Source organism: Pseudomonas sp. URIL14HWK12:I6 (assembly GCF_000514195.1).
In the GTDB taxonomy this organism is placed as follows: domain Bacteria; phylum Pseudomonadota; class Gammaproteobacteria; order Pseudomonadales; family Pseudomonadaceae; genus Aquipseudomonas; species Aquipseudomonas putida_A.
The window spans coordinates 162,908-177,545 of record NZ_AZVL01000005.1 but is presented as its reverse complement, the minus strand read 5'-3'; the positions used below and the strand labels follow the sequence as shown (position 1 = coordinate 177,545).

The window sequence follows — 14,638 nt, the reverse complement described above, 5'->3', positions numbered from 1 at the left end:
ATCATTCTGCCCCCCTCGCCCCATAGCAAACATCAGGCGTCTGAGAGGCCCTGGTTGGTATCGTCGGATGGTCCATGGTCTGGATCGCGTCCCTCCATCATCGCTGCGAGACGACGGACCGAGGTCGTGAGCCATTCAATTCCAGTCGGTCTATTTTCATTGAGCAGCGCTGCAATCACAGGTGAAACGATCTCTAAGTCCAACATCTCTTCAAGATTGCTGCGAGACGTTCGTACGCCTGGAGGAGTGATCAGGGCGGCAAACGTGCTGATCGCCTCCCAACCATTCAGTTGGGCAGTCAGGCTTGACCTCAGGGGCTCATCCCACTGCCTGCTGTTGATCAAACAATAAATCGTCTCAGTATCCGGCAGTCGACGCAAAACAGTTCCATCAACCACTGCCGTGCGGTAGCGTGGAATTTCTCGTTGCAGAAGAGCGATGGTCTCACTCTGGTTGTAGATCTCATCGTTATTGCTTTGCACCGGGTATGGCGTCAGCCCGTGAGCAAACAAGTGCTTGCGCAGGATCCAGGGGGCGATCAACAAATCCCCTGCTTGTATCAGCGCCTCGACGACAGATCTAACGTGACGACGGCCATCTGGTACTGCTCGTGCGAGTCGCCAAAGCAATGTGCTCGAATCATCCACCAACCTTCCACTTGAGTCTTGGTCGGTAATCCAGTCATGCGTGCGGGTGAGCGCCAAAGACATGGCCACCCAAAAGTTGCAATCGCCGGAGCGAGGCAGCGCCGGCAATAAATCTTCGATTCGATCCAGTAAATCGTCGATCCGATCCTTCTCGATGAGCACACGCAGCTCATGGGCCAAAGTAGCGGGGTCTTCAATCGACCACAGCGCTTCTATAGACCTCCTGGACAACGTACCGGGCGGATTGCCAAGGTAGAGCAACCGAACAAGATTTCTGCGTTTGGCAATTCTGTTGCCATCCGAGGGACCTTCGGGCTGCTGACGATCCGCTCGGAAGCGTGGAAACATGAGAGAAATGATTTCCACATGAGCGTTGGCAACATTGCCTAGAATGTCAATTACTGTCTCCGCAGAGTCATCGCTCTCTCTGCGATAGGCCATTCGCCGGCTAAGCTCCTCAAGACCAGGATCATCAACTAACTCCTGCACGTTGTCTGCGATCAGCTGGCGCAAGCCTGGCGACTTCGCCACTAGCCAGCAGTATCCGAGAAGATCGTAGGGGCAGATTTCGTCACGCAGCATTTCCTCCAGCACCGAGAACGCGCCAATCAACCGCTTGATTTCACGCGGCGTGCGAACGACACGAAGCAGCTCATCGAATATTTCGGTCTGGTGCCGCGCAGTGGCTACTGGCAGGGCAACTCCATTGTGGCGTAACGAGACTTGCAGTAGTGCCCTTGCGTCGTCACTGAACAGAGGTCGCAACGGAATGGAAAATTGGATGATTTTCTCCAAATAACTTTCCCCCGTTCGTCGCCTATCCTCTGCACTGTCTCCCCTGCCTAGCGCTTGAGTCACGCGCTCTGGATCGTAAGCCACCAAGTAGGAAATACCCTTGATATCTCCCACTGCTTTGACGAGTTGGGCCACCGCACGCACCTCGTCATCCTCTACGCGGTCAAGCTCGTCAATCAACACAACCAGTGCCACATTCTCTTGCGCGAGCTTCGCCTCTAATGCTTTGCGTTCTTGGTTTGTTGAAAGGTCCTTTGGTTTCAAAAGGATCTTCAATCCTTGGGCGATCCATCTCTTCCAGAAGACGGTGGCCACCCCTCCTCCGATGAAAATGTCGACGATCCCCGCGGCGGTTGACCCCGTCACCTCGATGGCTGTTTTGTAACGTTCCAGCTGTCCCTGAAGCGCTCTCGCCTTCTCGCCTGTGCTTTGGCCCAGTGCATCCCTTAGACTGTTGAAGTAGGCATGAATGAGCTCGTCTCGCCCTTTGAACAGCCAGGGATTCAACGTTGCGACGACGACGTCGTCCATGCTTCGCAACTCCTCACTCAGCATGTTGAGCACACTGGACTTGCCCAGCCCCCACTCTCCTGTAAGTCCGATCACAAAGCCTGTCGCCTTTCGTGCAGACATTTTTCCATCAGCATCGAGCTCCGTATGCACAAGCGTTCTCACAAGCCTGTCGACGAAAGGCTTGCGCTCCAATGCATCACCTTGGGAACCTTCAATGGCTCGGTCTTGGCGGGCCGTGTGATTGATGCTTTCCATACGTTGGGCAAATTCCATTATCGAGAAGATCGTTGAGAGCGCTCATACCGCGTTCTGAAATTGAAGATGACTTGGATCGTTAGCGCCAGCATCGATCTTGTCTGGTTGGCGCTTTTAAAAGCTCTGGGCGTGCCTGATAACGAAAGGATCAGTGAGGGCTTGTTTCGGACTGATGTTTGGCTTTAGCAGCATTGGCGCCTTAATGCCTGGCCCGCTGGCAGATATTCACGCAATGGAATGCGCATTCCATCTCTGCTTCTATCTGCCTCTGATTGTCATCAGCTAAAGGCGTTTGACTAGCAACCTTCGCCGGCTTGACCTGCGTTTCTCTCAGTGTCGCCCTTTGAGATGCTGCGCCAGAAAACCTACCAGTCAGGCGAGACTACCCGCTGACTACCTTGGTCAACTCTGTTTCAAGCCGGGGTCGAAGATCCAGTATTTTCACAAGAATCCGTACTTGATGACCCACCTCTTCCATAATTCGACCGGCTTCTTCCTCCAGCAAGGTTCTCAACTGTACAAGGTCAATTCTGGCCTCCGTGTCGGGGTGCTGCCATTTTCGCGCAGACGCTACGGTCACCATTAGACACCCGGTTTTGCAGCGATCGGCGGCCATGTATTTGTTCAATAGCTGCTCTCGCAAGGTTCTTCTTAAATCTGCACCAGACCAGTTTTGATCACCTACCTTTAATTCAATTGTCGCCTCCAGGCCGGACGTTGACCGCATTCGTATGTCCGTCTCCTTTTCATCAGCGGTGACGCCCTCCTGATCAATGGTGTAAAGCCCTTTGGCAGTATCCTTCAACAGCCGCGCAATTTCCCTGCGCATGAGTTTTTCGATGGTGATATTCGCCCAAGCTTCGCGCGGGGACACATCCTGCAGCAGCAGATCATCAATATCGTCCAACCTGTCCTGCATCAAGGCAAACATCTCATCGCGCGTCTTGGGAGGAGCTTCGCCGATGTTATCCAGACGTGAGACTTCGTCCTCAGTCATCTCGGACTTATCCATTTCTTCCGCTGCCTTTTGCTTGGCCAAGAGCGCAAGTCTGTCTTTGAAATGCGCAAAAAGCGGATCGGCAACCAATTCCATCTTGGCAGCCCAGGCTTCGGGCCCCGTCAACGCGAGTACAGCACTTAGGAGCGTATTACGCGCCTGCTCTGCATCGTCTCGCGTTGTAGGCGTAAACGAGCCCTCTCTGCGCAGATCATCGCTGGGACGGACATGCTGGTAGGCGAGTCGCAACAGCCGTAAGCGCTGGCTGACGGTGAAACGTTCGAAACCCAGATCAAAGGGCCATCCGCTCCATCGGCTTCCAAACACACTGGAAAAAAGGTCGACTCCTGGACCCTCCGGCGCCGGGACTATGGGTAACAGTAGTCGTGCTAATTCGTGCGTAGCCGCTTCAGGGTCCAAGGCGAAAAGCGCAGACAGCCATAGGTGGACGAACGCTGGTTTAACAGCCTCTCGTAGCTTTTCCAAGACGGTATCGCGAAGTACGCTTCGGTCACCCTCGACGTTTTGGCCCATGAGTATTGCCAAGACCGACTTTGGCCGCTCCCAGATAGCAGGGCCACTGTCGTCAGTCTGAGCGGGCTCTACAAAAGTGCTCAACCATCTTTGCAAGTCGACAATAAAAAGCTCTGCGACAAATGGCGGTGAGTTTTTGATGACGTTTAATGCGTTGAGATAATCACCATGCTCAACAACCTTTTCAAGCTCCCATCGCAATTGCCTGCCGAGGACGCTCTGAACGACATCAGGAAACGTTTCTGCCAGTTGCTCTATCCATCTGGGACAGCCCAGATACTCCAATGGGATGTAATGTGCGACTGTCCAGGCCTGTGATTCGCTGATTTTTGTTGCCCAAAGCGGATCTTCGGCTTGCGCCCATAGTGCCGTCAGCCCAAGTTGCCAACGAACCTGAATAACGTTGATTTCGTCCAGCGATCGATCCATGGGTAAGGTCGGGCATTGTGTCTGCCATAACGTACGCATCCTCGCGTGCAAATGATTGGTGACCGGGATTCCAAAGTGCTGCTCCAGAAAGCGTCTGTTCCAGCCAGACGTCTGGTTCGGTCCAGGCGCCCTTTCCATGATTTCACACAACGCTTCCAACATCTGCTCGCCAATTGGAGAACCCAGAACCCCCTCTGGGTCGTCGATCAGCCGCTGCCAGAAATTCACCCAGTGTTGGATTTCGTCGCTGGCGCGGCGCGCCGTCAAACGTTTACGCTCCGCATCACGCCTCTCATACTCCACCCTCTTCGCAGAATCGGGGCGTGGCTGCAACGCTGCATCTATCCTCGCCAACAATGTCGGATCGTCACTGACTAGAGGCCTCAGCGTTTCCACGTAGCTCGCCCATTCCTGAGAATGGTCAGCCGCCTGCGTGAGTGACGCTTCCAGCATGAGTTGACGCATGTCGAGAGAATGCAGACGGTCGGCCAAGGCTGTAATAATCCATTCAGAATCCTGAGTATGGTTCAGGTGTACCGCTCCGCTAAAACTCGATGCGAATAACCGCGATCGAGGATCGCTTTCAGCTTTAAGCCGTTGCCGCAGGCTGTCCTCGCAAGAAAATACGAATGATCTGACCTGCGAGGGTGCATTGGCGAATACCTCCCTGATCGTTGTGAAGTGTTCGCCGCGAAGTTGAATTGTTGTGGCTATCGCCAAGGTGAGAACGAGCCCTTCCACCACCTCCTGGGTGACCAGCTCCCGGGTAGAGAGCCGCAGCCCCGCGATCGCGAGCAACGAAACAAGATCAGGGCGAGATACACGGATGTAAGGCCAGTCCTCTGTCCAAGATACGCTTTCATTAAGCACTGTTGAGATCGCATCAAACAATCGCTGGAGCTCAGCGTCGCTGAGATTGGTGTCCTGTACGATTCGTGCTAAATACCCCATTCGCCCGCTTTCCGGTTTCGGATCCACCGGAAGTGAAGTTAACACCTGCACCAGCGCTTCGGGCCCCAAATAGGCCGGGAAAAGCTCGTTGATGGCCCCACGAACTAGCCGCTCTGACCAACGCTCTGAGGGCACCAGAATCTCTCGTACGAACGTTGATAAGCGTGGATCAGCCAACTGCACGAAGGCAGCGATTGCATCCAGGCGTTCATCATCTTCAACTGACGGATCCATGGCGATCGCAAATACGAGGTCGCTGCAATCATGCATATCTGCGTGCGCAACAAGCTGAATCAGCAGTCTTCGGATTTCCGTATTTTCGATCCCCTGCTCCAGCATCTTCCGGACTGTTGACGACATATCGTGAGAAGCAAATCGGCTAAGCTGCAACGACGGTATCTTCAATCCGCGCCAGCCCCCGTCACCGTATCGAGAGACAAAAGCCTTAAGTGCTTCGACTCGCTGCCTTGGGCTCAGGGACTTTGGATCACCTTCAGAGAGCAAAACTTCGGGTTCACGATTTCGAACTTCTTCGAAAATGCTGGGGTTCAACCGCGCTAACCACGCCGCGGTCGATCGCATGGAGGGTTTAATGATTTTGATGTTGTGCGATGTCTGAGCGAACAATAGGCGCTTGACGGCTTTGAGCGACATGCCGGCGGACAAGCGATCGGCGAGACGGTGAGCCGCCAGGTATTCGACCACCGACCGGTGGTGAAACCGGACACGGCCATAGCTTGCGAACCCGAAAATGCTGCGTTCCAAAAGCGTCTGGATTTCTTTGGCGCTCCAGTCGCTCAGTACGCGGTCAGGTTCTAATGCGATTGACTGCGGATTGGCCTCCAAATCGGATTCGGTGTTGTGACGGATCGTCAGCTTACGAGCCAGCATCGCGGCAAGGGCCAGTCGGCTGGCACCCTCCAGTGCGCGCTCAGGCGATATCTCACCAGGTTCAGCTCTACCAACGCGTGCTTTCAGCTTCACTTGGATATTCTGCAGAACTTGTTCTTGATGAGTTCGGATGCTTTTGGAGGCTCGCCAGTCAGCGCAGAGCTCGATCAGGTCTTGCGGGCGCCTGGCAAAATCCTGAGCATTTTTATTGCGAATTGAGGCGACAAAATCATCAATGTCCGTCACGCGCTGTGTGGCGGCCATCTCTCGAATCTGCGCATCAGAAAACGGATTTAGTCGAACGAGGAGAAGCGCTGCCGCGCGATCCTCATCGTCTGTTACGTCGGCGTGGATCATTTGACCGGATACGATCTCAGCAAATCGTTTGGCACTAGGCGCAGCCTTTTCTTTGAGGTTGCCCTGATATGGAAAATGTTGACGAATCAGATGCTGATCCACAGGAATCGGTCGGGTCGTGATGACGATACGTACCCTTTCCAGATTCCCCTGCAGTTTTTTACTCAGCTTGTTCACCGCTAGTTTGAATGAGCCGAATGTGAGCTGTAGCTCGTCGATTGAATCCAAAAAAAATGTTGCGATGTCCGACTGGCTTGTCTGCCAGGCATGGAATCGGGTTTCTTCTTGTGGGGATAGGAGATCCTCGAACGAGGACACTGCGAGATCTGATAGCTCCAGGAAAAATGCCGGCTCGCCTCTTTCCCAGAGCTGTTGCTGCTGAGCCTGACACTCAAACGTTTTGCCCGCACCGGCCTCAGAAACAATCAGCACGCGCATGGATTTCAGCAGTTCATCCCAGTCGATGATCGGAGCCAAACCAAGCTGCTCTCGTAGCATCAGGTTTTCAATGTCTGCGGCTTTTTCTTGAGAGAGGGTGCCAAAGGTGCGTCGAATGCGTGACGACTGCGTACTGATTGGGCTCATGGAGAGGACGCCGAGGGACGAAATAGCGCTTTTGTAATCCATTTTTCAAGCGGTGTCTGCAAAGCTGTGGGCGTATTACTGTCTCAAGCACTTCCCAGTCTCTTAACTCTGACGCGTAGGCGTCGTGCACCTCTGGCCCTCTCCGGATCAGGCTCCGAAGCGTTATCGATAACATCCAGTTGCAAGATTATAGATGACGTGTTTAAGCTATATAGGTCCCGCAACCCAATACGCGGATGCCCATATTGCCCCTCCAGGAGCCCGTCATGGATACGTTCCAAACGATTCGCGAACGCCGTTCAGTCAAGCATTATGATCCAACACACCGCCTCTCTCCCGAGGAAGAGAATCTGTTGATCGATCTTGCACTTGAATCACCATCATCCTTCAACGCACAACATTGGCGCTTGGTGGATGTGAAAGACCCAGCCATTCGCGCAAAAATTCGTGCCGCAGCGTTTGACCAGGAGCAAGTGACAGATGCATCGCTGCTCTACGTCATCTGCGCAGACATCAAAGCGTGGGATAAAGACCCGGCCCGTTATTGGGAAAAAGCACCTGCCAACGTTCGGGATGTCATCGTTCCAATGACGAGATCCTTCTATGAAGGACGTGAGCAACTGCAACGCGATGAGGCGATTCGTTCTGCAACCTTCCTTGCTCAAACAATGCTGCTCGCGTCCACAGCGATGGGTTATGACTCCTGCGTACTGATTGGCTTTGACGCGGACGAAGTGGCCAAAATCATCAGCTTGCCGGAAGATCACCTGATCTCTATTTTGCTGGTGGTTGGCAAAGGCACCAAGGCGCCCTGGCCAAAACCTAGCGCGATCCCAAAATCTGAATTCATTTTCAGAGACGGATTCTCAGTCACCAAAGCGGCGTCTGAAGCAGTCGAAACCCCAAGTGAAGTGGGTATCGGAGCAGGATTCTGGACAAGTATGTGAATACCTTTAAGTGCCGCCCGTAGCCTCCCAGCGCACCCTGCCCCCCTTCCAGATTCGGCTCAACAGCCTGCCGCTTTCGAACAGAAAAGACTCAATGTCAGTCGTTCCTGTTCGAGCAGTATCTTGTCGAGAAAAGGGTATTAGGCTGCAGGTACGGGGCGGGGACTGGATGACGCACCACCAGGAGATAAGCGTGGCAGCACCAAACAGGGAACATCATCAACACAGCGCTTCAAACATTCGCTTGGAAGGATGAGGTACCACGTTCATGATCCAATGCTTTTTTTGACTGACCATCAGACGATGTAAACGTACAAGGATGAAAAATATGTTTGAAAGGCTGAAATCGGACGACTCTGAGGTCGTTGACTTACTCCTCACCCAAGCACTGGTTGAAAGAGAATCTGATCGGGCAACGTTTCTGCAAACCAACGGTTTACTCGAACATTTCGCACCTGGCAAGGACCTGATCACGCTCGGAGACACTGCAACTGACGTCTATTTCCTGCTCACCGGCAAGGTAAAAATCAGCATCGGTAAGCGCGTCATTGTGGAGTCGTATGCGGCCGGAAATCATGTTGGCGAGCTGGCAGCGCTCCAGGTCACCAACCGTTCTACAACCGTCACTGCTTTGGATGACGTGGTCGCGTTGAAGATCACCAAACCCATCTTCAAACAATTCTTGAGAGACTTCCCAACCGCCGCCAGCGCGTTGGCTCAAGAGCTGGCTAAGCGGTTGGTCATACGCAATGCCAATATTGCCAAGCCAAATCCTAAGCATCGTATTTTTGCCATCTCATCGGCAGAGGCCCTCAAGGTGGCGTTGGGTGGAATGGCTTACTTTCTTCACGACAATCAATTCGAGTACGCGCCATGGCCTTCTGCTGATGTCTTCCAGATCTCAAGCTACCCCCTGGATGACCTCGAGGCTGAATTGGAACGCGCCGACTTTGCCATTGCGATTGCCCAAGCTGATGACATCGTGCACTCGCGAGACCAGCAATCCATGGTGCCTAGGGACAATGTCCTTTTTGAATTGGGCCTGTTCATGGGGCGCCTGGGGCGCAAACGAACGATTTTGATGGTGCCCAAAGGCAAGAACGTAAAGCTCCCCAGTGACCTGGGTGGCTTAACCATCATTTACTACCCGAGTGAGATGACGAAGTCTGAAGAGCTCGCTATTTGGGAGCAAATCAAAAATCATTTCAGGACGCTCATTCAATGAATGCCGACGAACAGAAACAGGTGCGTGACGCGGCAGTCGCCGGTCTTGATCAGGCTATCAAGACTTGGGGCAAGGTTAGGCAGGTGATGCTGGAAAACTTCGGCATGGAGAGCCGGGGCATCCCGGTAATGGACTCGGCCACTGCGAGCAACATCCCTGGGCACCCCTTCGTCGATTATGGAAAACCCGAGGCGACGGAGTTCGTGGCCATGGTTGTCGACATGCGTAACTCCACAGACAGACTGCAGAATCTTCAGCGCTTTGACGGTATAGAAGATGGCTTTCAGCGGGTGTACTACGAAACCTCTGCCCTCCTCCCAGCGCTTGCGACAACGGCGCTGTTCAAGGGCGGGCATGTGACCGAATACCTTGGCGATGGTGCCTTGATTCTATTCAAGGTAGATACCGACGACCGTGGGCAAACCGTCAAGGATGCCTACCGAGCAGCCTCGAACTGCGTGACTCTCACGCGCGACATCGTCAACGAGCTGTTGAGTAACCGATTCAGGCTACCTGCGTTGAGCATTGGGGCCGGTCTTTCGATGAGCCATGCAATCGTCACGTTGGTAGGCACGCGCGACTTCATGCAAGCAAAGGCGATTGGGACTTGCGTTTGGGAAGCGACAAAACTGAGCTCCGGCGTCAATGTGGTTCATGTTTCACAAAAAATGCGAGACGGTTGGCCTACTGGCAAAGGGGGCACAATCTCTTTTTCAAAATTGAATAATTTGCCTCCGAAGCTGACTGGATTTTCGGTATCGGAGCGTTGACAGGACGGCTGCGCCGGATCTCATAGAGCATTGAGGGGCGTGCGCAGTTCCTACAGCCCTTCATAACGCCGCCTGTTAATTTGCTCAGTGATGGAAGTCGGCTTAGCTCTGAAACAGATCTGTGCTCTCACGCACAGTCCACCTAACGCCCTGCGTCACGTAGCAACCGGAGCCAGAGAGTGAAAGTGAACGTCCCGATCAATTCTGTTGCGGAAATAGCCAAATCTCGCGCGGCTGCAGCCTTGGCCGCCGAGGTGCTGGCGATGATCGCATCCCATGTGAAAGCGGGAGTGACCACCGACGAACTGGATCGGCTCTGTCACGATTACATCGTCAATGTGCAAAAAGCCATTCCGGGCAACATCGGGTATCTCGGCTACCCGAAAACCGTGCTGACCTCCGTCAACCAGGTGGTCTGTCACGGCCTTCCTTCGGCCACCACGCTGAAAGATGGCGACATTGTCAATATCGACATCGCGGTGAAGAAGGATGGTTGGTACGGCGACACCAGCCGCATGTACTTCGTGGGCGAGCCGAGCCCCGAGGCGCGACGTTTGGTCAAGACGACCTACGAAGCCATGTGCGCGGGCATTCGCGTCGTTCGCCCGGGTGCCACGCTGGGCGACATTGGACACGCTATCCAAACGGTGGCCGAAAGGAGTGGTTTCAGTGTCGTACGCGAATACTGCGGTCACGGAATCGGCAAGGTCTACCACGATGAGCCACAGATTCTCCATTACGGCTATCCAGGCCAGGGGCTGAAACTGAAGGCCGGTATGATCTTCACCATTGAACCCATGATTAACGCGGGCAAGCGTCAGGTGAGAACCCTGGCGGACGGCTGGACAGTGGTCACCCGCGATAATTCACTTTCGGCGCAATGGGAGCATATGGTGGCGGTCACTGATGACGGTTTCCAGGTGTTGTCAGCGTGGCCCGATAGCAGTGAAGAATATCCCGCCGTCTGACGTGTCTCACTTGATTGATCGCAAAAATGCGAGAACTCAAAACCATTGAGAGTGTGGCATTGCATCCGGACTCTGATTTTTTCGTCGATTGCGATCTGCGGGAAACAGATCGACTTTGACGACCACCAACGCTCCGCAGGCCAAAACTGTTCCTGAACTCTTTGCGTTTACGGTCAAAAATATGATTAGTAGGCTCAAAACTGGTCGATCTGCTGTTATGTCCTGTGATCGATTGCGAAACCTTTCCAATTAAGAGGCGTGGAATGTCCAACATCGATGTGTTTTTACCCGCAGTTGATGGATCAGAATATCGACCCATAGCAAAGGGAGACTCGTGTAAAGAAGCGGTACACGTTCTCTTCACAGACGATTTCGCGGCCCCTCCTCACCGGTTGGTAATCAAAATCACAACTGATTCGGGGAAGGTTGTCGAGGTGAATATTCCGTACGATCACACCGGAAAAGCTACGGTGCGAATCGACGGCGAATCCGTATGAACTGTGTACCGCAAAGACGATAAGCGATTTGGCCAGACGGGGATCTCAACTGATCCCCGTCTGGCCTGAATCGATTATTCGGTAGGAAAATATTCTGCCTGCGCTTCGCAGAGTACTTTCGGCGCACTCGGCCAATGAAAAGCGAAAAAATTAGTCGGTTATGGCTTGTATCGCTGTCGCTGCATTCTTACAGAGCGTTGAAACCAGTATTTCGGCCGCCCAATACTCCCCCCTTCGCTGCCCTCTCAACAACAGGTAGTGCGCGTTTCGCCCGTCCACTCGGAAGCTTGCCGTTTTATAGTGAGCGAGTTTGTTAAGCGTATTACGCAGACTCAAACTCGTTGACCGCGTGCGGTCAATCTTTTTCCGAAGCAACATTCCCGCCTGGTCCGCCCTGGAAATATTTTCCGCGATAATACCGGTATGCACCTGCATCACGGAGGCATCAAGGTGCCCGTTATCCTGTTCGCCGCGGAGTATTTCAAATAGCTTCGTCATAACGTTCCAGGCGTCCTTGGAAGCTGCTTGCTGAGCCTTCTCATCTCCTGCAATTAGGGCTTTCCTGAATCGCTTCGAGGAACGTCGTAGCCGGGGCACCAAGCCTTTCGCCCGATCTCGTCGAGGGATATAGTGAAAATAATGAGTAGGCATTGATCCAAGTCTGCAAAGTGGCTGGCCGCAAAGATGCGAATTTGAGTGTGATATTGAAGCTCAAGGCGAGTCAATCGCGTGTTAAATGTCAACGGCTCGTGACGTTAGCATTCCTGCTTTTGAATTGGATCACTCGTAATGTTGATTGAAGCGAAGAGAAACTAAACTTTAGTGTTTCTTATGATCTCCTTCGAACTTCCGAACACGGTTTCAGAGGATCGCATCAACATGTTCCTGTTTAGCGTCTTCACCAGTTCAACTTCGGCTTTCACGATCCCAACGCCATATGTATCTGAATCATTGACCATGTAAACGAGTTTAGGGGAAATGGGGAAGTAGAAGTCCGTGTTGGATGGAGGTTCACCGCTAAGCTTTTTGTCCCTTACGGTCGGATGGACATTGATGACGGGGGCATCGCGCGTGAGGAAATTTTCGGCCCCGTGCTGACGATCATCCCCTACGACAATGACGCTGAGGCCATCAGCATTGCCAACGATACCGATTATGGACTTAGCGCTCTGGTGTTGGGGGAATAGCCCGGAACGCTGTGTGAACATCGCCCGTCAGATCGACTCGGGACGTGTGCTCATCAAAACCCTGACCCACGAACCGCGCGCCCCCCTTCGGTGGTTTCAAGCACTCGGGCCTTGGACGCGAAATGGGCAAATGGGGCATGAGTGCTTTTCTGGAGCCGAAGACATTGATCATGAATGGCCCGTTGAAATGACCAGGTCGGGTTCCTGCTAGGGAGCACTGTGTGGATAGCATCGCAAACCGGGCCAAAATCGCTCCTGGTATCCAGGAGCGATTCGAATAATTGCTAGAATTTGAAGTTGGACGTCCATGCTGCCGTACGCCATGCCTGGGAACCGCTCAATGCTCGCCCTGCCCTCAGATGATTGTGATCAAAGATCCAGATCCTTACTCAAGTGATCCTCCTTCATTGCATCAACGGCATGACCGATTTTCATGAGGTGCCACTGCAGATGGTAAGCAATGTGCGTTTTCAGACGAGATCTTATTTCGACGTAATTGTCAGAGACTCCCACGTCGGCGTCGTGGTGACGCAGCACTTTTCGTAAAATCTGGATACCCAGTAGCCCTATATGCGAAGCATGCAGCCGCACGAGAGGATCCAGGCCAGGTGCTCTCTTGTAGCCGTTGACTGCCTCTTGGACCAACCGCTCGAATGCCGGCGCATCGAAGAATTGTTGTATCAATCGCCAGACTTGAAACTCGAGTTCACTGTGCATTTTCACCCCATCGTCTGTGTTCAGTTTCGACTGTAAATGGGCTGTTACCCGACGGGAGCAAATTCACGTGGGCTTGTCTTGCTTAACGCGATCGTTCAAACAGTACGAGACGAATCGGCGTCAGTTTGAGTTTTGGCTAAGCGCGCCGAATGCACTTTTGGTATCCCCTATCCAGCGTTCAACCTCAGCCTTTGTGTCAAATATTTCCGAGTCAAATGGCATCAGTCCTTGAAGAAGTTTGAGCGCAGACCACGCCTCGAAATCATGGAAGGGGTTCAGGCCGATGACGTTGCCTAAACTTAAATCCACCTCGGAGACATCTGACGCAATCTGGGCAAACAGGTTGCTCGCCCGGTTCAAATCCCATTCTGAAATAAACAGAAGCAGCGATGAGAATGCCAGGAGCGGACGAGCCCCCTTTATGGAAACGCCGGTATCGCTTTTTGGCGTGGCCTGAGCTACTGGAGCGTAGTTCCTGCAGATGAACGTCGCCAAGACCTGTGCGCGTTGATACTCAAGCTGCAACGATGTCGGATCGAAGACCGCCTTACCTTGATATTCAACCGCTAGCTTTTCAATTCTGGAGGCAGTTCCGTGCATCCAGACTCGCTTTTCCAGAAGCGCATCCAGCAGCGCATGATGGCGACGCGTTACTGCTTCTCGTGCCGTAGCTACGAGATCGAATCCAGGAATTTCGATGATTGCCTTGCTTAAAACGATGTCTTCAGAAGCTTTGTTCCAAGGACCCGCGCGCATTCGTTGAAGTGATGCGATCCATTTGGGAGCGCGAGGATCCAGGGTGACAACAAAGCGCGAGGCCACTTTCCTTTGGAAATACCACTCTCGCATCGCACGAATGTCTCGCTGCCCTAAGACACCCAGCTGGATACCTCGACAAACAAGCTCGCGGATCGCCTTGGAGACAGCGTCTTTGGCTGACGAAAACTGAACCAGGTTTTCGGGTACATGGTCCGCGGAAACATTGCCTGCAAAGTCGCAAAACGGGTGATGGCCATCAGCACCACTGCTTTTTGGAAAGCGAAAATAGGCCTGGCGGATCGCCTGACCTGTCTCCTTGGAATTTGAGGCTCTCACCACCTCAGCGCCGCGGCAAAAACACGCGGGGCATTCGATATCATTCCAAATGAATGTTTTCCAATCATCCGGAATGGGTGTGGACTTGCCGGGAGTTGGTCGTTGCGTACGCAGTGCCAGCTCTTCCAACAGTTGAGTAACGTCCAGTTCGACTTCGCGTGAGGCTGAGAATGCTGTGATGGGCACAAGTAACCCCGTCGGTGTAAGGGGAAAATTAATGGAGAAACAGGGCCACTCTTCTCCGTTGACTAAAAACATGGCAACGCACACCTGAAACG

Annotated in this window: 9 protein-coding genes and 1 pseudogene; 5 read left to right on the top strand and 5 right to left on the bottom strand. The window is 53.1% G+C overall.

Translation table 11 applies throughout. From position 1 onward, the window contains the following. Positions 1 to 32 precede the first annotated feature (32 nt). Positions 33 to 2,228: a KAP family NTPase gene (locus H043_RS0110885; protein WP_155953483.1), complete on the bottom strand. Its 2,196-nt coding sequence runs from the start codon at positions 2,226 to 2,228 to the stop codon at positions 33 to 35. Between the two features lie 364 nt (positions 2,229 to 2,592). Continuing rightward, positions 2,593 to 6,954, bottom strand: coding sequence for an NACHT domain-containing NTPase (locus tag H043_RS29090; protein WP_155953482.1), 4,362 nt, complete (start codon positions 6,952 to 6,954; stop codon positions 2,593 to 2,595). Positions 6,955 to 7,220: 266 nt separating this feature from the next. On the opposite strand from H043_RS29090, the gene H043_RS29085 reads away from it, so the two are divergent. From H043_RS29085 to map, 4 genes are all read left to right on the top strand, one after another. Continuing rightward, positions 7,221 to 7,901 carry a nitroreductase family protein gene (locus H043_RS29085; protein WP_081730210.1) on the top strand — a complete coding sequence of 227 codons (681 nt, stop codon included), beginning with the start codon at positions 7,221 to 7,223 and terminating at the stop codon, positions 7,899 to 7,901. Between the two features lie 328 nt (positions 7,902 to 8,229). After that, entirely contained in the window at positions 8,230 to 9,126 is an 897-nt protein-coding gene (locus tag H043_RS29080; protein WP_049827854.1) for a TIR domain-containing protein, read from the top strand. Continuing rightward, positions 9,123 to 9,896 carry a hypothetical protein gene (locus tag H043_RS0110865; protein ID WP_027611880.1) on the top strand — a complete coding sequence of 258 codons (774 nt, stop codon included), beginning with the start codon at positions 9,123 to 9,125 and terminating at the stop codon, positions 9,894 to 9,896. Before H043_RS29080 ends, H043_RS0110865 begins: the two co-directional genes overlap by 4 nt. 179 nt (positions 9,897 to 10,075) lie before the next feature. Next, entirely contained in the window at positions 10,076 to 10,864 is a 789-nt protein-coding gene (map, locus tag H043_RS0110860; RefSeq protein WP_027611879.1) for a type I methionyl aminopeptidase, read from the top strand. Between the two features lie 1,309 nt (positions 10,865 to 12,173). On the opposite strand, the gene H043_RS31005 is transcribed toward map, so the two are convergent. Then, positions 12,174 to 12,416 (bottom strand): hypothetical protein, encoded by a 243-nt coding sequence (locus H043_RS31005; RefSeq protein WP_368681406.1) that lies wholly within the window; start codon positions 12,414 to 12,416, stop codon positions 12,174 to 12,176. Positions 12,417 to 12,425: 9 nt separating this feature from the next. On the opposite strand from H043_RS31005, the pseudogene H043_RS29720 reads away from it, so the two are divergent. Continuing rightward, positions 12,426 to 12,739, top strand: a pseudogene (locus H043_RS29720) (aldehyde dehydrogenase family protein); the annotation flags it as partial. A 178-nt stretch (positions 12,740 to 12,917) separates the two neighbouring features. Here H043_RS29720 and H043_RS0110845 read toward each other — a convergent pair. After that, positions 12,918 to 13,265, bottom strand: a complete 348-nt coding sequence (locus H043_RS0110845; RefSeq protein WP_027611876.1) for a hypothetical protein — start codon at positions 13,263 to 13,265, stop codon at positions 12,918 to 12,920. 120 nt (positions 13,266 to 13,385) lie between these two features. Beyond that, complete coding sequence (locus H043_RS0110840; protein ID WP_049827853.1) at positions 13,386 to 14,618, bottom strand: hypothetical protein; 1,233 nt, start codon at positions 14,616 to 14,618, stop codon at positions 13,386 to 13,388. Positions 14,619 to 14,638 lie beyond the last annotated feature (20 nt).

Coding starts and splice junctions, on each gene's coding strand:
- H043_RS0110885 (WP_155953483.1), bottom strand. CDS start 2,228: ATGGAATTTGCCCAACGTATGGAAAGCATCAATCACACGGCCCGCCAA.
- H043_RS29090 (WP_155953482.1), bottom strand. CDS start 6,954: ATGAGCCCAATCAGTACGCAGTCGTCACGCATTCGACGCACCTTTGGC.
- H043_RS29085 (WP_081730210.1), top strand. CDS start 7,221: ATGGATACGTTCCAAACGATTCGCGAACGCCGTTCAGTCAAGCATTAT.
- H043_RS29080 (WP_049827854.1), top strand. CDS start 8,230: ATGTTTGAAAGGCTGAAATCGGACGACTCTGAGGTCGTTGACTTACTC.
- H043_RS0110865 (WP_027611880.1), top strand. CDS start 9,123: ATGAATGCCGACGAACAGAAACAGGTGCGTGACGCGGCAGTCGCCGGT.
- H043_RS0110845 (WP_027611876.1), bottom strand. CDS start 13,265: ATGCACAGTGAACTCGAGTTTCAAGTCTGGCGATTGATACAACAATTC.
- H043_RS0110840 (WP_049827853.1), bottom strand. CDS start 14,618: ATGTTTTTAGTCAACGGAGAAGAGTGGCCCTGTTTCTCCATTAATTTT.